We start from the raw sequence: 17,209 nt of genomic DNA, 5'->3' as shown, positions 1-17,209 counted from the left end.
CTTAAGCCTGAATTGTCTCCTCTTGTCCGCTGTGCGTGGTTTTGGCCCAGACAAGTCGTTTAGGAAGAAACGCCATGCGCAGGGTGACCCAGGGGATCACAAGGAACCAGTGACTGAGATAGGCGATGCCAAGCAGAAGATTGAAAAGACCCGGCGAGGGCAAATCGGGCCCTTCGCTGGGGCGTCGACAGCCACGCCAATAGGCAACCCCGGACACGCTGAAGGCCACGATCGACAGAGGCCAATAAGCCGGCGTGGTGCGGCTAATCACACTCGTGAACAGATCCGCCCAGGAGACCACAGGAAGGGCGTACTGAAGCAAGAAGAAACATGCCATATCCCTTCGCTGGGCAGAGGTCAGACGCGAAGAAATTAAGCCCGGCCAGTAGTCGAGAAAGCGTTGCAAGCCTCCTTCTGCCCAACGCTGGCGCTGCTTCCAGAGTGCCTGAAGCGACTCAACGGCCTCCTCCTGCACCGGTGGATCCCAGAGGATGCCAATCCGAGCTCCGTGAAGCATCAAACGAAAACTCAGATCCAGATCGTCAGTGACGGTGTCCTCATTGAAACCACCGCAGGCTTCCAGCAGATCCCGACGCAACAGCTCACCATTGCCGCGCAGTTCAGCCACTCCACCACCGGCAAGCCGTCCATCCTGAAGCTGGGCATCAAAGGCCATCTCCATGGCCTGAACACGGGTTAACCAGTTGCTGCTTGCATTCGTTACCGCTTTGCGCATCTGAACGGCGGACCAATCACCGCTGGTTGCGAAGGGCATCAACCGTTCCAGCTGATCCGCACTCAGCTGGGCATCCGCATCAAGAATCAGCAGCCATTCACCCTCGGTTTGAGCCAGAGCGGCATTGAGAGCACCCGACTTTCCTCCGCCGGCATTCCTAGGCCGGCTGATCACCCGCAATGAAGGGAAACGAACCTGAAGCTCTGCGAGACGGTCGGGAGTGCGGTCTTCGCTGCCGTCATCAACCACACACAAACTCAGACGTCCATCGGGATAGCGCAAGGCACTGAGGCGCTCCACCAGGCGAGTGACCACCGCTTCCTCATCACGGGCAGCAACCACGACATCCACCGTTGGGAAGAGCTCCGCTGACATGGCCGCCGAGAAGGACGGGGAATCATCCGGATCGCTGCCCTCGCTCTGCGTGCTCTGCTGATCAGGGCCTCGCATCAAAGTGCGCAGGGCATAGCCCCCGAGCACCATCGCCAGAGTGAAGGCAGGAATCAGACTCCGGGATGGATCCAGCCAATGGGGCGCCGCGCCGGCCCAGCCACAGGCCGCCAGGAAGAAGACCGTCTTGCCGCGGCGGTGATCTCCAGTCCCTGCGGCCACAGCCCTCCCACCACGACGAAACATGGAGAACTTTAAGGGGCCTTAGCAGGAGCGGACCCAGCAGGAGCTGTGAATGGCCCCAGGTGGGTTCCGGGGTAATAGTGCTGCAGGATTCGCTGAGCACTCCAACCGCGATCGGCCAGATCGATCGCACCTGCCTGAGACAGCCCCACTCCATGGCCAAATCCTCCGCCTTGGAAGCGCCAGACCCCCGCCCCTTCAGCGTCAACAACGAACAACGTGCTGGGCAAACGGCGAAGGGTGCGCCGGATGGCATCCAATTCCAAGACCACGGGTTTGGCTCCACGATCCCGATCAATCTCAAGGGCGAGAACCCTTCCGCTGGGCCCGCGCTTCTGCACGCTCATCGATGTCGGGACAGTATCTCCCTGGTCTGCAGCGGCCAGGGCCTGGGCTAGCTGTCCTGCGGTGTAAACACGGCTCCATCGAAAACGGGGATGACCTGCTCCATAGGCACCACCCCCGTTGTTCAACAGAGCCTGAACGTCCTGGTTGCTGCGCAGAGGCAGGGAGATCGACTGACCCCAAGCGGCCGCACCATCCGCTTGAACTTGCACGTAGGGAAGTGGCTCCATGTTCCAGGCCTCCTGGGCGTAAGCACTCACACCGCCATTGGTCGCGTGATACACCGCATGAATCGGCTGGCCATCCCACAACAAGACCTCCCCGGACGTGGCACGGATGGCCTGTCGAACGGCTGGACTTGCCAGCCGTGGATCGCTGTACACCTGGCATTGGGTGTCACTGCAGAGGTGATATCCATCCAGAGCAAAACGATGGCTATTGGCCAAAGCCCATGTGCGAGCCAGCACAGCCTGAGCCTGCAAAGCAGCCGCTGGGGATCCTGCTCCGATCTCATGGGGCACCACCCCCTCGAGATAACGCTCAAGCGGAAGCTGCTCCAGCAACGTCCAGCTGCCATAGGCGTCCGCCTGCAGACGAAACGGTCCGCGCAGAACACCACCGTTCCAACGCATGCCATCAGGAGCTTGCACTTGCAGAGGCCCCTGCAGGGTGCGTCCTCCCTCGGGCCCCTCGAGCACGGGCATCACAACACTGCTGATGCGCTGACTGACCTCACGCAGAGACACACCTGCAAGATCAAGCGCATCAGCGGGAGCCCAAACCTCCCATTCGCCTGGATGAGCCACCTGCGCCTCCACCCCCTGACCACGCCATCGCTGAGCGATTTGCTCGGCTGACTCGAAACTCGCAAAGGGTCCGGCCACACGTCGGGCCACATCGAGAGGTTCCAGGAGAGCGACGCGTCGCCAGCTGAAGCGCAGCCGGTCAACCGACGACACAAGCTTTCCGGCTTGATCCAGCAGTCGTAGTGGAGCAGCTCCCGCGCTGATCAACGTCAATTGAGCAGCCGATCGATCGGACCGAGTTCCTGCACCAAGATGATCATCGAGTGACACCCAGAGAACGGAGTTCCTGGCCGAGGGCGGCAATGGCACGCTTCGATGAGTCGGCACCACAACAGCCTCATCTTGAGCTTCAGAAGGAGGCGAAGGCTGCTCGATGACCTGGGCCTGACAACCCAGGCCCGCCCAAACCGGAAGCCAAATCCAGGGGAGAAGCTTGAAAACTGCGACTGGAGCGGAACGGGGCATCACAGCGGGCTGGACAGCTGATCTGAGCATGAACCTGAACAAAGGGTTTGGCTGAAGGCAGGTTGAGGTTCTATGTTTGTTGTTTGTGCCGCGCACTGCCAGAGAAATGCCCAAGCTCAAGACCCGCAAAGCAGCCGCCAAGCGGTTCAAAGCAACAGGCACTGGCAAATTCCTGAGACGCCGGGCGTTTCACAACCATCTGCTGGATCACAAAAGCCCGAAATTGAAACGGCACCTGAAAACGAAAGCTGTCGTTGATCGCACCGACGAAGAGCGTGTGGCCCTGATGATGCCCTACGCCTGAGACACGGACTGCTTTGCAAGCAGTAGCTGATCACATCTTCCTTTAATTCCCTTTCTCAAGACCCATGGCACGCGTTAAAAGAGGCAACGTCGCCCGTAAGCGTCGCAACAAGATTCTCCGTCTGGCTCGTGGCTTCCAAGGCAGTAACGGAACCCTCTTCCGCACCGCCAATCAGCGGGTCATGAAGGCTCTGTGCAACGCCTACCGCGATCGGCGCCGGCGCAAGCGCGACTTCCGCCGTCTGTGGATTGCCAGGATCAATGCAGCAGCTCGCATGAACGGTGTGAGCTATAGCCGTTTGATCGGTGGTCTCAAAAAAGCTGATGTGCGCATCAACCGCAAAATGCTGGCACAAATGGCCGTGGTGGACCCCTCCAGCTTCGCCAGTGTGGTGAATGCAACTCAGGGTTGAATAGCGTCCCTTTACGGGAGCTCAACCAGCCTTCATGAATTCCTTCCTGCCGCAGACCTACCTGCTTGGGCTGATTGGCTTGCTTGCTATTGCGGCCGTCATTTCAGGTCGGCAGCTTCTACGAGTTCGCCGTGATGAATTAGAGCTCATTCGTCTTGAGCAATCCGAAGCTGGGTCCTCCAAGGATGCTGGAGATTTGTATGAGCTCGCCTCCGTCCAATTACGCAAACGTCTTTATCCGAAGGCCACAGCAACATTGCGTCAGGCCGTGAAACGCCTGAACAATGAACCTCAGGAAGCTCGGGCTCTGATCCAGAACGCATTGGGATTTTCCCTGGCTGCTCAGAAGGATTTTTCAGGAGCTGTAAGGCATTACAAATTTGCCCTGCAGGCCAAGCAGGACTATCCAGTGGCCCTGAACAATCTCGCGTTTGCTCAGGAGCGTTTGCTCAACAGGGAGGAAGCAGCAGACCTTTACCGCAAAGTGCTGGCACTTGAGCCGTCGAACAAAACGGCAAAAAACCGACTCAAACGATTGGAACGCGCAGCAAGAGGCCAAACAACCAGCTCCTTCATCGAATCGCAGAAGAGCTCACCAGAGAGCTCTGACAGCAGGGGCTTCTGAACCAGGACAGCTTGGAGCCAAGCTCAGGCTGCCGCCGCGATTGGTAAGCCGTGGAGCCTGCCAGCTCGAAAGGGACATTCCCTGAAGAGCGAGGTAACTGCCACCAGGCTCGAGGTCGTCCGTGAGCTGGCTGGCAAGCGGCAACAAATCCAACTGATCCGACGATGCATTGAGATTGCCCTGCACCAGCGTGCTGATCTCGCCGATCTGCATGTTTCCTCTCAGATCAACCATCTGGCCGATGGGCTGAACACTCGCAAAGGTGAGTTTCACATCCACGCTGTTGCCACTTGAGAACGACATGTAACTGCCGCACCATTCTCTCGGCATCGACATAGCGATATTGGCGGCCCTGGCAATCGGATCAAAACGCTGAACCGAACCTTCAAGATCAAGTGGCTCCGTCAAGGCGGAGGCATCGAGAGGTAGTGACGGTTCGAACGTCGCCGGAATCTCAATCGGCGCGTTCATGTCCATAGTGATGGGCATGACAAGAACGGATGATGGCCGCAGGGTAGGTCCCTCAACCGTGGCCTGTTCGACTTCCGATCCGGTTCCCCACTAGTCCGCAGCTCATTCAATGGCTTCGACCCCGTCCAACACCGACCCACTTCTGATCGGTGGTCGGCAGTTCAACAGCAGGCTGTTCACCGGCACGGGCAAGTATCCGAATCTGGAAGCGATGCAGCAAAGCCTCGTTCGCTCCGATTGCGACATGGTGACCGTGGCCGTAAGGCGTGTGCAGACAGTGGCAGCCGGCCACGCCGGCCTGATGGATGCCATCGACTGGAAACGCATCTGGATGCTGCCTAACACCGCTGGCTGTGCCAACGCGGATGAAGCCGTGCGTGTGGCCAGGCTGGGCCGCGAGCTGGCCAAGCTGGCAGGCCAGGAAGACAACACGTTCGTGAAGCTGGAGGTGATTCCCGACAGCCGGCACCTTTTGCCGGATCCCTTCGGAACTCTTGAGGCTGCTGAACAGCTTGTGAAGGAGGGATTCACAGTGCTGCCCTACATCAATGCCGATCCGCTGCTCGCCCAACGGCTTGAAGAGGTGGGCTGCGCAACAGTGATGCCCCTGGGTTCACCGATCGGATCCGGGCAGGGGCTGCGCAACGCATCAAACATCGCACTCATCATCGAGAACGCCGGTGTTCCAGTCGTGGTGGATGCCGGGATCGGGGTCCCCAGTGAAGCCGCCGCCGCTCTGGAAATGGGCGCCGATGCCGTCTTGGTCAACAGCGCCATTGCCCTAGCGGGCAATCCTGCGGCGATGGCTGAAGCGATGGGTCAGGCGGTTCAAGCGGGCCGCACTGCTTACCTTTCTGGCCGACTGCCAAAACTCGAACAAGCCAGTGCCAGCTCTCCGACCACCGGACTGGTCAAGTAAAGACTAGTGAAGTGACATGAAGCAAGCGACATAAATGAGGTCATTAAGCAATTGCACTCATAAGGTCCGTCCAGTCACAACGGACCCATGCAGGTCACAACCGAAGACGGTGGACGTCTGAATGCCTTTGCCAAGGAGCCCCGCATGGAGGTCATGGCCAAGGAAACCAGCCGCAGCAGTGCCTCCAGAGCGTTGATCATCAGCGGCTCAGTGCTGGTGGTGGCACTGATGGCCCTAACCGTGGCGATCAGCTGAAAACCCTGTAGTAGCTTGCACCTCATTGGCGGCTCGCACGCTTCAGCAGGAGTTTGGGGTGAAAGTTCTCGTTCTCGGTGGTGACGGCTTCTGCGGCTGGCCCTGCGCCGTGAATTTGGCGGATCAGGGCCACGATGTTGTGATCGTGGACAACCTGAGTCGCCGCAAGATTGACATCGACTTGGAGGTTGAATCGCTCACACCGATTGCCAACATCGGTGATCGCCTCAAAGCCTGGGAAGAGACCGGCGGCAAGCCCATGCGCTTCGTGCACATGGATATCGCCCACGAGTACGAGCGCCTGGTTGATCTGCTCAACCAGGAAAAGCCTGAGGCGGTCGTGCACTTCGCTGAACAGCGCGCAGCTCCCTATTCGATGAAAAGCAGCGCGACCAAGCGCTACACGGTCGACAACAACGTCAACGGAACCCACAACCTATTGGCCGCCATCGTGGAATCCGGCCAAGACATTCATGTGGTCCACCTAGGAACCATGGGCGTCTACGGATACGGCTCCCACAGAGGCGCCACTATCCCTGAGGGCTACCTGAAAGTGGAAGTCCCCCAGCCGGATGGCAGTCGCTTCGAGGAGGAAATCCTCCACCCGGCAAGCCCTGGCAGCGTCTATCACATGACCAAGACGCTGGATCAGCTGCTCTTCCTCTATTACAACAAGAACGACAAAGTCCGCATCACCGACCTGCATCAGGGCATCGTCTGGGGCACAAACACAGACGCAACCGATCGCGACCCACGGCTGACCAATCGTTTTGATTACGACGGCGACTACGGAACGGTGCTCAATCGCTTCCTGATGCAGGCGGCCATTGGCTATCCACTGACCGTGCACGGCACTGGGGGCCAGACACGCGCTTTCATTCACATCCGCGACTCCGTGCGCTGCGTCCAGCTGGCCCTTGATAACCCTCCAGAACAAGGCGAACGGGTCAAGATCTTCAACCAGATGACCGAAAGCCACCAGGTGGGTGAACTGGCCAAGAAAGTTGCAGCCCTCACTGGAGCCAAGGTGAACAACCTGCCCAATCCCCGCAACGAAGCCGTTGAAAACGATCTGATCGTTGACAACCGTTGTTTCATTGAGCTCGGGCTCAACCCCACCACACTCGATGACGGCCTGTTGAAGGAAGTGGTGGAAATCGCCACCCGTTACGCCGATCGCTGCGATCGCAACCGCATCCTCTGCACCTCTGCCTGGACGAAAACCCAGGCCCAAGCCATCGGCTCCGCCTCCTGATCAGGCCCTTCCCTTGAAAATCGCCTTCTTCACCGAAACCTTCCTGCCCAAGGTCGACGGCATCGTCACCCGCCTCACCAAAACGGTGAAGCATCTGGTGGACGCCGGCGATGAGGTGATGGTGTTCTGTCCAGAAGGCTGTCCGGAGGAGTACATGGGTGCCCGCCTGATCGGTGTGCCCGCCATGCCTCTCCCGCTCTATCCGGAGCTGAAGCTGGCTCTGCCACGACCAGCTGTCTCCGAAGCGATCGACAGCTTCGCGCCAGACCTCATTCATGTTGTGAATCCAGCGGTGCTGGGGCTCGGGGGCATCTGGCTCGCCAAGACCAAATCAATCCCGCTGGTTGCCAGCTATCACACCCATCTGCCCAAGTACCTCGAGCACTACGGCATGGGCATGCTCGAGCCATTGCTGTGGGAACTGCTGAAAGCTGCCCACAACCAGGCCCTTCTGAATCTGTGCACCTCCACCGCCATGGTTCAGGAGCTGAGTGACAAGGGGATCCAGCACACGGATCTCTGGCAGCGAGGGGTGGACACCGAACTGTTCAGTCCTGAGCTGCGCAGCAATGCAATGCGCCAACGCTTGATGGGCGATCAAGACGACCGCGGTGCTCTGCTGCTCTACGTGGGCCGGCTCTCCGCCGAGAAGCAGATCGAGCGGATCAAACCTGTGCTGGAAGCTCTACCCGATACTCGTCTGGCGCTGGTCGGAGACGGACCTCACCGCCAGCAACTGGAAAAACATTTTGAAGGCACGGCCACCACATTTGTGGGCTACCTAGCCGGTGAAGAGCTGGCAAGCGCCTATGCATGCGGTGATGCTTTCCTCTTCCCCTCCAGCACTGAAACTCTCGGACTGGTGCTGCTGGAAGCAATGGCAGCCGGTTGCCCGGTGGTTGGAGCCAACCGCGGCGGCATTCCCGACATCATCACCGACGGCGTGAATGGCTGTCTCTATGAACCCGAAGGCAACGATGGAGGTGCTTCCAGCCTGATCACAGCCACGCGTCGCCTGCTCGGCAATGACATCGAACGCCAGTCACTGCGCAGAGCCGCCAGAGAAGAAGCAGAACGCTGGGGCTGGGCAGGTGCAACGGAACAATTGCGCGGCTACTACCGCAACGTTCTCCAGAAGCAGCAACTGAGCGCTGCCGCCTGAATCATTGTTTGCCGCGGGTGCGGTTCCAGACCTCCATTACCTTTTTAGCCATCGGCAGGGCATGCACTGATCCGCCGCCAGGTGTGTTCTGGGCAAAGGCCACGATCACGATCTTCCCCTCTGGATAAGGCGCGTACGTGGCGAACCAGGCATGGTCCGGTCCGCCGGTGCTGTCTTCTGCAGTTCCTGTCTTGCCTCCGGCCGGTGGAATCCCAGGACCGTTCAATCCATAACCGGTGCCATCAGACACCACCTTGCGCAGACCCTCGCGGATCTTGTTGAGCGTGGATGGTTTGATATCGACTTTTGTGCGCCGAGCAGGGTCAGTCCAGTCGAGCCCCTGATCTGCCAGATGGGGGGTGACCAGCCAGCCACCATTGGCGAACACGGAATAGGCCCTGGCCAACTGGAGAGGCGTGATCTGAACCACCGACTGCCCGATGGAAGCACTGGCCATGTCTTCCGGAATCCAGGGGGTCGTTCCGGGGTCAGCCCAGCCACGACCGGCCGCCGCCCAGTCTTCATCACCCACGAGCCCCACACTTTCCTCCCAACCGATCTCGATGCCGGTCTTCTGTTGAAAGCCCAGCGCATCCGCCGCTTTCTTCAACGCAAGGGATCCTGAGCCAACACCTACTTGGTAGAAAAAGGTGTTGCTGGAGAAACGCAAAGCATCGGCATAGCCGATACGTCCAAAGCCGGCACCGTTGTGATCAGGAAAGCAATGACCTCCGTAAGTGATGCAGGCGGTGGTGTTGAGTTGCGTATCAGCAGGAAACTTGCCGGACTCCATGCCGGCCATCGCCGTCACAGCCTTCCAGGTGCTGCCGGGGTCATAAGCATTCATAGACCGGCTGAGCAAAGGCTTTTTCGGATTGGAAAACAGTGCGTCGTACTCCTTCTGGGTGGTGACGAGCTTGGAGAAGAAATTGGGATCGAATGTGGGCTTGCTGGCCAGAGCAAGAAGGGCGCCATTGCTGGGATCCATCGCGACGATCGCACCACCAGGCTTGTCGGCCAAAGCCTGCTCCGCTGCCCTCTGTAGATCCAGATCCAGCGTGAGCTTGAGGTCCTTGCCGGCAACCGAAGGCCGATCGCCAAGATGACGCTGCACCTCGCCCATGGCATTCACTTCGAGCATCTGCCCACCCCAGGCACCGCGAAGATGGGTTTCGTAAGCTGCCTCCACGCCGATGCGCCCGATGCGATCTCGGATTTTGTATCCCTTGTCGGCGAGAGTCTTGTATTCCTGCTCCGTGATGGGCTGGGTATAGCCCAGGGCATGAGCCGCCAGGGTGCCGTGAGGGTAGAAGCGCAGGATGTCCACATCCACCTGGGCCCCCTTCAACCCCTTCGACTGTTCACGGAAACGCAGAACCTGCTCAGGTTTCAGATCGGTAGCCAGATTGATGCGATAACCGTCCCGTGCCTGTCCGCTGCCGCGGCGCTGATCCAGAACGGCCGCATCAAGACTCAGCAAGCTGGCCAGACGATCGCGCAGGTCTGGCCAGCTGGCTTCGTCCACCAAGCGAGGCTCGACATAAAGGGAGTAGGTCAATTTGCTGGAGGCCAACACCCGCCCTTTGCGATCCAGCAGCCGTCCTCGTGTCGGTGAACGAGGAACAAGGCGAATGCGATTCTCATCAGCCAGTTCGCGGTAGCGGGACCCCTCAAGCACCTGAAGCCACACCAGGCGGGAGACCATCGCCGCACTCACCAGCAGAACGAGCGCCAAAAGCACCAGTGGCTGCTGACGCAAACCGCTCTGACGCTGACCATCCCGTTGCGAGAAACCAGGACCCGCCATCCCAGTCAACTCACCTTGTTCACCAGCGCATCCAACCGCTGCAGACGCCCATCAATCCGTGCCAGAACGTCCTGCAACTGCGACGCGTCACTGTGATCCGAATCGAGACTGTCTTGCAGCGCCACAGGCTCATCCACCTCCACCTGGACAGACATCACAGGATTTCCCAGCCCGGGGCTGATCTGATCCAAGCGTTCACGAACCTCCCGAGCCGCGACTTCACCCTGCTCTCGCAGATCGCCAAGGGGATCATCCCCTCTGGCGACCGACTCAACGGCCTTGGCGGGGCCATCCGTGCGGACGCGATCGACAAACGCCAGACCCATCGGTAGAACCTCCTGCATCAGCGCAAGGCGCAGCGAATCAAGTGGTTGGCTATCGGCCATAGAGGCGGGCCTAATGATTCAACGAAGTCCAGTCTGCTCCGAAGGGAGAACAAGTGTCGGACAGGCTGAACGAGAGGACCCCAATGACCAGCCGATCACACCGGACAGCACGACAATCGCCACGATCGGAACCAAAGCATGATGCGTGGTCTCGAGGGCAATCCACTCAGACCAGCCACGCCAGAAGCGATCCCGGGCAAACCGACGCTTCTCCCGGCTTTGAAGTCGTACCCGCCTTCGGTACGACTTCTCCACCCAGCGCTCGAAGGAGCGCTTCTTGGTGATCGCCATCTTGCGCTCGACCTCAAGCAGCTGGCCTGACGTGAGCTCGGGATGAAACGTTCCGATCAGTTCCAGACTTTTCAGGAACATCTCCACCGCGCCATCCTTGATCTCCTGATCGGAGGGATCCAGCAGAGCCCACTCCAACTCTGGATAGAAACGGCCGCGATTCTGCTGGATCTGATCCTCATTCAACTGTCCAGGCTCGCGCAACCAGCGATCGGTGTTGCTGTCGAAGCGCCGCCAGTAGAGAAACGGATTGATGTAAATGGTCTTGCCAGCAAGCTGGATGCTGTCCTGCTGGAGACGTCGCTGCAGTTGCTGGTCCTGCTGTTGGGCAGCGGTCACATCCTTGAAGCCGGGGGCCAAGGTTATCGGTGCTGGCAACGGCCTACCAGCCCCCTGAAGGCACTCCTTGACACTCCCGTCGAGGGCCAACTTGGACTAGCAAAAAAGCAACTAACTCAGCCATGAACCAGCCAGTGCTGGATTTCAAAGCCTGAGCTATTCCCACTCGATGGTGCCCGGAGGCTTGCTGGTGATATCCAGCACCACACGGTTCACACCTTTCACCTCATTGACAATGCGATTGGAAATGGTCTCCATCAGGTCGTAGGGCAAGCGCGACCAGTCAGCGGTCATACCGTCTTCACTGGACACGCATCGGAGCACAATCGGCCAGGCATAGGTGCGCTTGTCACCCATCACCCCCACCGATCGCACAGGTAACAGAACAGCGAAGGCCTGCCAGATGTCGTGATACAGACCAGCCTCCTTCACCTCTTCACGCACGATCAGGTCAGCATCACGGAGGCAGTCGAGCTTCTCAGCTGTGACTTCACCAAGAATGCGAATGGCCAGACCCGGACCAGGGAAGGGATGACGACGCACTATCTCCTCAGGAAGTCCAAGTGAGCGACCCACTTTGCGCACTTCGTCTTTGAACAGCTTGCGCAGCGGTTCCACCAACTTGAACTGAAGATCCTTGGGAAGGCCACCCACGTTGTGGTGGCTCTTGATCTTCACGGCAACTCGCTCCCCGGTCTTGGGGTCAACGTTGGTTCCTGCACTCTCGATCACATCGGGATACAGCGTGCCCTGGGCCAGGTAATCAAAAGGACCGAGGCGACGACTCTCCTCTTCAAACACACGGATGAATTCGGTGCCGATGATCTTGCGTTTCTGCTCGGGGTCCGTGACGTCCTTGAGCTTGGTCAGGAATCGTTGCCGAGCCTTGATGTACTCAACGTGAATATTGAACTTGCGGTCGAAGAAGTCCATCAGGAACTCAGGCTCACCCTTCCGCATGAAGCCCTGATCAATGAACATGCAGGTGAGCTGATCACCAATGGCCTTCTTGAGCAAAAAGGCCAAGGTTGATGAATCCACGCCACCTGAGAGAGCGAGCAACACCCTCTTGTCACCCACCTGATTGCGGATCTGCCTAACAGCTTCCTCAATGAACGTTGCTGTCGTCCAATCAGGCTCGCAACCGCAAATGTGGTAAACGAAATTACGAATCATCGCCATGCCGCAGGTGGAATGGACCACCTCGGGATGGAACTGCACGCCATACAACTGGCGATCATGATTGGCAACGGCCGCCTCAGGTGTATTGGCCGTATGGGCAAGACGCACGAATCCCTCCGGCAGCGCCTCCACCGAATCCCCATGACTCATCCACATCGTGGAGCCGTTATCCACATTGGTGAGTAAGTCCGTGGGATCGTCCACTTCAAGCGGTGCTTTGCCATATTCCGCTTTACCGGTGGCTGCCACCACACGACCGCCCAACTGCTGCACCATCAGCTGCATGCCGTAACAAACGCCGAGAACAGGAATCCCCATCGACCAGATCTGTGGATCACAGAGGGGAGCACCGTCGGCGTACACCGAGCTTGGGCCACCGCTGAGGATGATCCCCTTTGGCGCGATTTGACGCAGCTCTTCAACGGATGTGCTGTAGCCCAGCACCACGGAGAACACCTCGGTCTCTCGCACCCGGCGGGCAATCAGTTCGGAGTACTGGGAGCCGAAATCAAGAATGACGATGGCCGGCTGACGCGGACCTTCAATCGGAACCTGGGACATCTCGCACGAAAGCCGTGGAACGGTAGGCCGCGAAATCGGCCGCCAATGAATCAGCGTAGAGAAGGGCCTTGACCTGAATCAGCAGCCAAAGGATGCAGTTGAACGCCGCAATGCCGAAGCATCAGTAGACCTTCAGGCCCTGCCCAACGCAGCTGACGATACCGATTGAACAAGGCTGCACCAACTCGCATGCCGGTGCAGCCATAGCGCTTCAGATAAGCCTCACTCCTGCCTTCAACCGCCTCAGCCACGGCCATCCAGAGACCCATAGCCTGCTCCAGATCATGGGCTTGCAACCAACACCAGGCCTGTTCCATCGAAGCGGTTTGAAGCAGGGCGCGAATGGATTCCAGATCGAGGCCCTGCTGCACGGCCAGAGCAGCCAACACTTCAAGACGTGCATCAGCGAGGTGGTGATGGGTGTGAAAGATCCCTCCCGCCAATTTGATCAGTTTTCCGTGATATCCGAGCAAGAGCAGCTGCCGCACTCCGGATTCAGCAGCAGCAACCAACAAGGGGCCGATCCAGTTTCCTGACTTCAGTAGCGGCTGCTGATCAGACAGTCCCAACTGCTCAGCCAGATCCAAACCGTTTTCACCAATGACAAGCGTCAACCGACCTGCGAAACCGTTCTGATCAGTGAGCTCACGCAACCGCTCACGAGCCAATTGCAACTGATCAGGGGAAGCGCTGGTCTGCACCTCAGCCTGCGTGCCAATCAATGCGAGACCATCAACCACACCGAAAGCTGAATTGCTGGTGCGCAATGCCAACTCCCGTCCGCGGGGAAACACCACCTCAACATCCAGGCCACCCAAAACTGGCAACAGATCGCTGAGATTGAGCTCAAGCAACTCACGGGCGAAACCTGAAATACACATTGACCGTTCTTGCTCCAGCCGACCAACGCCCTCGCCGGCGTGGATCTGCAATCCCTCCCCAGGGGAGCGAAGGCTCACAAGCACCCAGATCTCCAGGCCGCGGGTGAGATCCAATCCAGCACCGGGATCGCAGATGCTGATCGCCAGTGCCTTGTCACCACCATCCAGCAGCGAAGCCGCATGCAGCTCCACACGACGCAGCCCCTGTTCAGCAGGAATCCTGAGATCAACGCTCGTGGGCGCTGCGGATCCAGCAAGAACAAGCGCCGCAGCTCGCGCCGCAGCCGCCACCCAAACAGGCAGGGTCAGCCCGGATCCTGAATCGGCAAACGTTGTGGCGATGGGAAATCCTGCAGATCATTTTTTAGGATGGACGATTGGCACCCATCGAGCCCGTGCAGGACAAGCTCACCCTGATGATCCCGGGACCCACCCCGGTGCCCGAAACAGTGCTCAAGGCCATGGGACGCCACCCGATCGGCCATCGAAGCGGCGAATTCCAAGCCGTGGTGGAACGCACCAATACACAGCTGCGCTGGCTGCATCAAACCAACAGTGATGTGCTGGTCATCACCGGTAGCGGTACCGCCGCCATGGAGGCGGGAATCATCAACACACTCAGCCGCGGAGACAAGGTGCTCTGTGGTGACAACGGCAAGTTCGGCGAACGCTGGGTGAAAGTGGCGCGGGCCTACGGCCTGGATGTGGAAGTCATCAAAGCCGAGTGGGGTCAACCACTCAATCCAGACACCTTTCGCAGCGCACTGGAAGCCGACACGACCAAATCAATCAAGGCAGTGATCCTCACCCACTCCGAAACCTCCACCGGAGTGATCAATGACCTTGAGACCATTAGTGGCCATGTCAAAACCCACGGCATGGCTCTCACCATTGCGGACTGCGTCACAAGCCTTGGAGCCGCGAACGTACCAATGGATGCCTGGGGCCTTGACGTCGTGGCCTCAGGTTCCCAAAAGGGGTACATGATGCCCCCCGGCCTGAGCTTCGTTGCCATGAGCGATCGAGCTTGGAAGGCCTATGAACGCTCCGATCTTCCGAAGTTCTACCTGGACCTTGGCCCTTATCGGAAAACAGCCGCCAAGAACAGCAACCCCTTCACTCCGGCAGTGAATCTCTACTTCGCACTGGAAGCAGCGCTGGGGATGATGCAAACCGAAGGCTTGGAGGCAATTTTTGCTCGCCATTCCAGGCATCGGGCAGCTTCCCATGCAGCCATGAAGGCGATCGGTCTGCCACTGTTCGCCGAGGAAGGGTATGGCAGTCCTGCCATCACGGCTGTAGCACCGCATGGCATTGATGCGGAACAGCTACGCAAGGCTGTTAAAGACCGCTACGACATCCTGCTCGCAGGCGGTCAGGATCATCTCAAGGGCAAAGTCTTCCGGATCGGACATCTTGGATTTGTCTGTGACAGAGACGTGCTAACGGCAGTGGCAGCAATCGAATCAGTTTTGCAATCACTCGGTCTGCACAAGGGCTCGATGGGTGCTGGGTTAAGTGCAGCCTCAGAGATTTTGAGTCAGTGAAAAGCCAGAATGACTATTGAGAAGTTTCCAACATGAGATAGAATATTTGAGTGCGGGTGTAATTCAGCGGTAGAATGTCAGCTTCCCAAGCTGAACGTCGCCGGTTCAAATCCGGTCACCCGCTTTATAAATTGATAAACAATAATCTTCTAACTGCGACTACCCCAATTGGAAGTTGAAGCTCTTGGTTTAATCAGTTGAATAACCTGTGGGCCAACACTACCGGCCCTGCGTTCATGATTGAGAGCCCTCAAGATCAGTTGGGCTGACCCAACAGTATTTCCTTCGCTTGCCTGAGCGCGCGCTTGATCAAACCATTGGCGTGCTCGGATGAGCAGTTGTTCGCGATCAGGCTCCACGGATTGAAGAGGTACAGCAGATTTCAACAACGTCGTCAAAGCGACAATGCAATAATTGCATGAATAATATCAAATGGTCGCGGAAAATATCAATTCACAAAAAAGCGAAGAGTCCAAATATTTGACCCCGGGCTTCTTGCGTCTCAAGCCCGTTTCCTGTCGACAGGAGCAATCACAACTCAAGTGCCTGGTTCTTCGATATTGCCGCCCAGATCCGCGATCTGAGCACGCAACTGATCAGACCTTGATCGATCACCTCTGGTAATGGCTACAGCTAAAGCGAATTCCAGCTTTTCAAGTTGATGACCACCTTCAAAGAAACCGCTGCAATTCGCAGACGACAATCCGGGTGAACCTGGAGCGTGGGAACAACGGCTGTTGCCGGTATTGCGAGGACCAGAGGTTGAAAAGGTGGTGGATGCCATGGTCGGCTTTCTTTTTATTTTGCCACCTGTGACCAGCTTTATGCAGCTTCAGCCTCGTATTCGGACTCACTCATAGAAGGCTGAGACAACGCTCCTGCAGAGTCGGAAGCCGCATCCGAACTCAGCTGAGTGCTGTTGAGCAACTCCTGGCAATCAAGCAGCAGTTGGTCCACGTCATCGAGGCGCTGCCGTTCTTCAGCAGGCATGGTTTCTGCCTCGCTGCGCTGCTGACGGACCTGCAGCTCCAGACTCTCGAGCCTCTGTTCAAGCTTCACCAAGCGCTGCGACAAGGCGTTGAGCATCTGGGCGACATCTTCCGCCGTACGGGTGATGCGGAAGGACACAGACTGAGTCATCCGAAGACAGGCGAGTGTTGGCCTGATGACAACACATGGGTGGCCAACTCTCAAGAGCAGTGCAATGAGGCCATCCCGCTCTGCCTTCAAACTGAGAGATCTGCTGCCTGCGGGTGCCATGCCTTCTCTGATGACCCTGCTGGTGTATGCCCTGGCCGGCACTGGCATGGGACTGCTCGCCATGAAAACTGGAATTCCCGCAGCACCGCTTGCGGGCGCACTGATCGGTGCTGCAGTCGTGAGCATGAGCGGACGCGTTGAAGTTGCCGCATGGCCGCCCGGTACACGCACCGCTCTTCAAATCGGAATCGGGACTGTGATCGGCACCGGACTGACGCGAACCTCTCTTGAGCAGCTGCAACAACTCTGGAAGCCTGCGGTCCTGATCACTCTCACGCTGGTGATGACAGGTCTAGTGATTGGTCTGTGGACCAGTCGTCTGCTTGGTGTCGACCCGCTCATCACCCTGCTGGGAGCAGCGCCCGGTGGAATCAGTGGTATGAGCCTGGTCGGAGAGGATTACGGAGTTGGCGCCGCTGTTGCGGCACTGCATGCCGTACGACTGATCACCGTGCTTCTGGTCCTACCACTGGTGGTGAAACTGCTCACCCCTCTGGGACTAGGTAATTCCTGATTCCCCTCTGGACAGTCAAACGGGAGCCGATACGTTGACGCAGATCGCCTTCC

The 17,209-nt window shown here is 58.2% G+C and carries 19 protein-coding genes and 1 tRNA gene; 10 read left to right on the top strand and 10 right to left on the bottom strand.

The features are described 5' to 3' along the window. Position 1: 1 nt before the first annotated feature. Entirely contained in the window at positions 2-1,372 is a 1,371-nt protein-coding gene (locus tag DXY37_RS06790; RefSeq protein WP_115125916.1) for a glycosyltransferase family 2 protein, read from the bottom strand. Between the two features lie 8 nt (positions 1,373-1,380). Next, positions 1,381-2,985 (bottom strand): SpoIID/LytB domain-containing protein, encoded by a 1,605-nt coding sequence (locus DXY37_RS06785; RefSeq protein ID WP_115126031.1) that lies wholly within the window; start codon positions 2,983-2,985, stop codon positions 1,381-1,383. Between the two features lie 106 nt (positions 2,986-3,091). On the opposite strand from DXY37_RS06785, the gene rpmI reads away from it, so the two are divergent. The 3 genes from rpmI to DXY37_RS06770 all read left to right on the top strand — a co-directional run bounded on the left by rpmI (position 3,092) and on the right by DXY37_RS06770 (position 4,326). Then, positions 3,092-3,289 carry a 50S ribosomal protein L35 gene (gene rpmI, locus DXY37_RS06780; protein WP_066908876.1) on the top strand — a complete coding sequence of 66 codons (198 nt, stop codon included), beginning with the start codon at positions 3,092-3,094 and terminating at the stop codon, positions 3,287-3,289. 64 nt (positions 3,290-3,353) lie between these two features. Beyond that, complete coding sequence (rplT, locus tag DXY37_RS06775) at positions 3,354-3,701, top strand: 50S ribosomal protein L20 (protein ID WP_067093397.1); 348 nt, start codon at positions 3,354-3,356, stop codon at positions 3,699-3,701. A gap of 34 nt (positions 3,702-3,735) precedes the next feature. Then, complete coding sequence (locus DXY37_RS06770; RefSeq protein ID WP_115125915.1) at positions 3,736-4,326, top strand: hypothetical protein; 591 nt, start codon at positions 3,736-3,738, stop codon at positions 4,324-4,326. Here DXY37_RS06770 and DXY37_RS06765 read toward each other — a convergent pair. Further along, the gene (locus DXY37_RS06765; RefSeq protein WP_170951807.1) at positions 4,294-4,815 is read right to left on the bottom strand and encodes a hypothetical protein; all 522 of its coding nucleotides are present in this window, start codon (positions 4,813-4,815) and stop codon (positions 4,294-4,296) included. The genes DXY37_RS06770 and DXY37_RS06765 overlap by 33 nt on opposite strands. Positions 4,816-4,906: 91 nt before the next feature. On the opposite strand from DXY37_RS06765, the gene DXY37_RS06760 reads away from it, so the two are divergent. From DXY37_RS06760 to DXY37_RS06745, 4 genes are all read left to right on the top strand, one after another. Continuing rightward, positions 4,907-5,716, top strand: coding sequence for a thiazole synthase (locus DXY37_RS06760; RefSeq protein WP_115125913.1), 810 nt, complete (start codon positions 4,907-4,909; stop codon positions 5,714-5,716). Positions 5,717-5,803: 87 nt separating this feature from the next. Further along, complete coding sequence (gene psb34, locus DXY37_RS06755) at positions 5,804-5,971, top strand: photosystem II assembly protein Psb34 (RefSeq protein WP_067093401.1); 168 nt, start codon at positions 5,804-5,806, stop codon at positions 5,969-5,971. A 58-nt stretch (positions 5,972-6,029) separates the two neighbouring features. Next, on the top strand, positions 6,030-7,226 hold the full coding sequence (locus DXY37_RS06750) for an NAD-dependent epimerase/dehydratase family protein (protein WP_115126030.1): 1,197 nt from the start codon (positions 6,030-6,032) through the stop codon (positions 7,224-7,226). Positions 7,227-7,239: 13 nt separating this feature from the next. Beyond that, complete coding sequence (locus DXY37_RS06745; protein ID WP_115125912.1) at positions 7,240-8,388, top strand: glycosyltransferase family 1 protein; 1,149 nt, start codon at positions 7,240-7,242, stop codon at positions 8,386-8,388. Between the two features lies 1 nt (position 8,389). Here the strand turns inward: DXY37_RS06745 and mrdA are convergent, their stop codons facing one another. The 5 genes from mrdA to cbiD all read right to left on the bottom strand — a co-directional run bounded on the left by mrdA (position 8,390) and on the right by cbiD (position 14,177). Continuing rightward, positions 8,390-10,195 carry a penicillin-binding protein 2 gene (gene mrdA / locus DXY37_RS06740; protein WP_115125911.1) on the bottom strand — a complete coding sequence of 602 codons (1,806 nt, stop codon included), beginning with the start codon at positions 10,193-10,195 and terminating at the stop codon, positions 8,390-8,392. Positions 10,196-10,200: 5 nt separating this feature from the next. Beyond that, the gene (locus DXY37_RS06735; RefSeq protein WP_115125910.1) at positions 10,201-10,581 is read right to left on the bottom strand and encodes a hypothetical protein; all 381 of its coding nucleotides are present in this window, start codon (positions 10,579-10,581) and stop codon (positions 10,201-10,203) included. Positions 10,582-10,599: 18 nt separating this feature from the next. Then, positions 10,600-11,211 (bottom strand): hypothetical protein, encoded by a 612-nt coding sequence (locus DXY37_RS06730; RefSeq protein WP_115126029.1) that lies wholly within the window; start codon positions 11,209-11,211, stop codon positions 10,600-10,602. Between the two features lie 156 nt (positions 11,212-11,367). Further along, on the bottom strand, positions 11,368-12,954 hold the full coding sequence (gene guaA / locus DXY37_RS06725; RefSeq protein ID WP_115125909.1) for a glutamine-hydrolyzing GMP synthase: 1,587 nt from the start codon (positions 12,952-12,954) through the stop codon (positions 11,368-11,370). A gap of 50 nt (positions 12,955-13,004) precedes the next feature. Then, a complete protein-coding gene (gene cbiD, locus DXY37_RS06720) occupies positions 13,005-14,177 on the bottom strand; it encodes a cobalt-precorrin-5B (C(1))-methyltransferase CbiD (RefSeq protein WP_115125908.1) in 1,173 nt (390 codons plus the stop codon). Positions 14,178-14,230: 53 nt separating this feature from the next. Here cbiD and DXY37_RS06715 point away from each other — a divergent pair, with 53 nt between their 5' ends. Both DXY37_RS06715 and DXY37_RS06710 read left to right on the top strand, forming a co-directional pair. After that, entirely contained in the window at positions 14,231-15,382 is a 1,152-nt protein-coding gene (locus DXY37_RS06715) for an alanine--glyoxylate aminotransferase family protein (RefSeq protein WP_115126028.1), read from the top strand. 52 nt (positions 15,383-15,434) lie between these two features. Beyond that, positions 15,435-15,506, top strand: a tRNA-Gly gene (locus DXY37_RS06710). 414 nt (positions 15,507-15,920) lie between these two features. Here DXY37_RS06710 and DXY37_RS06700 read toward each other — a convergent pair. Further along, the gene (locus tag DXY37_RS06700; protein WP_115125907.1) at positions 15,921-16,166 is read right to left on the bottom strand and encodes a hypothetical protein; all 246 of its coding nucleotides are present in this window, start codon (positions 16,164-16,166) and stop codon (positions 15,921-15,923) included. 38 nt (positions 16,167-16,204) lie between these two features. Then, a complete protein-coding gene (locus DXY37_RS06695) occupies positions 16,205-16,522 on the bottom strand; it encodes a chemotaxis protein (protein WP_115125906.1) in 318 nt (105 codons plus the stop codon). A gap of 64 nt (positions 16,523-16,586) precedes the next feature. Here DXY37_RS06695 and DXY37_RS06690 point away from each other — a divergent pair, with 64 nt between their 5' ends. Beyond that, positions 16,587-17,156 (top strand): AbrB family transcriptional regulator, encoded by a 570-nt coding sequence (locus DXY37_RS06690; protein ID WP_115125905.1) that lies wholly within the window; start codon positions 16,587-16,589, stop codon positions 17,154-17,156. The last annotated feature ends 53 nt before the right edge of the window (positions 17,157-17,209 follow it).

It is taken from the genome of Synechococcus sp. GEYO (genome assembly GCF_900473955.1).
In the GTDB taxonomy this organism is placed as follows: domain Bacteria; phylum Cyanobacteriota; class Cyanobacteriia; order PCC-6307; family Cyanobiaceae; genus Synechococcus_C.
The sequence above is the reverse complement of the archived record's forward strand: the minus strand, read 5'-3'. Positions and strand labels throughout refer to the sequence as shown.

Bases quoted from the DNA above. Each gene is read 5' to 3' on its own strand.
- DXY37_RS06735 (WP_115125910.1), bottom strand. From the start codon at position 10,581: ATGGCCGATAGCCAACCACTTGATTCGCTGCGCCTTGCGCTGATGCAG.
- DXY37_RS06785 (WP_115126031.1), bottom strand. From the start codon at position 2,985: ATGCCCCGTTCCGCTCCAGTCGCAGTTTTCAAGCTTCTCCCCTGGATT.
- psb34 (WP_067093401.1), top strand. From the start codon at position 5,804: ATGCAGGTCACAACCGAAGACGGTGGACGTCTGAATGCCTTTGCCAAG.
- DXY37_RS06700 (WP_115125907.1), bottom strand. From the start codon at position 16,166: ATGGCATCCACCACCTTTTCAACCTCTGGTCCTCGCAATACCGGCAAC.
- DXY37_RS06760 (WP_115125913.1), top strand. From the start codon at position 4,907: ATGGCTTCGACCCCGTCCAACACCGACCCACTTCTGATCGGTGGTCGG.
- DXY37_RS06790 (WP_115125916.1), bottom strand. From the start codon at position 1,372: ATGTTTCGTCGTGGTGGGAGGGCTGTGGCCGCAGGGACTGGAGATCAC.
- rplT (WP_067093397.1), top strand. From the start codon at position 3,354: ATGGCACGCGTTAAAAGAGGCAACGTCGCCCGTAAGCGTCGCAACAAG.
- guaA (WP_115125909.1), bottom strand. From the start codon at position 12,954: ATGTCCCAGGTTCCGATTGAAGGTCCGCGTCAGCCGGCCATCGTCATT.
- DXY37_RS06690 (WP_115125905.1), top strand. From the start codon at position 16,587: ATGAGGCCATCCCGCTCTGCCTTCAAACTGAGAGATCTGCTGCCTGCG.
- rpmI (WP_066908876.1), top strand. From the start codon at position 3,092: ATGCCCAAGCTCAAGACCCGCAAAGCAGCCGCCAAGCGGTTCAAAGCA.
- DXY37_RS06770 (WP_115125915.1), top strand. From the start codon at position 3,736: ATGAATTCCTTCCTGCCGCAGACCTACCTGCTTGGGCTGATTGGCTTG.
- DXY37_RS06765 (WP_170951807.1), bottom strand. From the start codon at position 4,815: ATGCCCATCACTATGGACATGAACGCGCCGATTGAGATTCCGGCGACG.
- mrdA (WP_115125911.1), bottom strand. From the start codon at position 10,195: ATGGCGGGTCCTGGTTTCTCGCAACGGGATGGTCAGCGTCAGAGCGGT.
- DXY37_RS06695 (WP_115125906.1), bottom strand. From the start codon at position 16,522: ATGACTCAGTCTGTGTCCTTCCGCATCACCCGTACGGCGGAAGATGTC.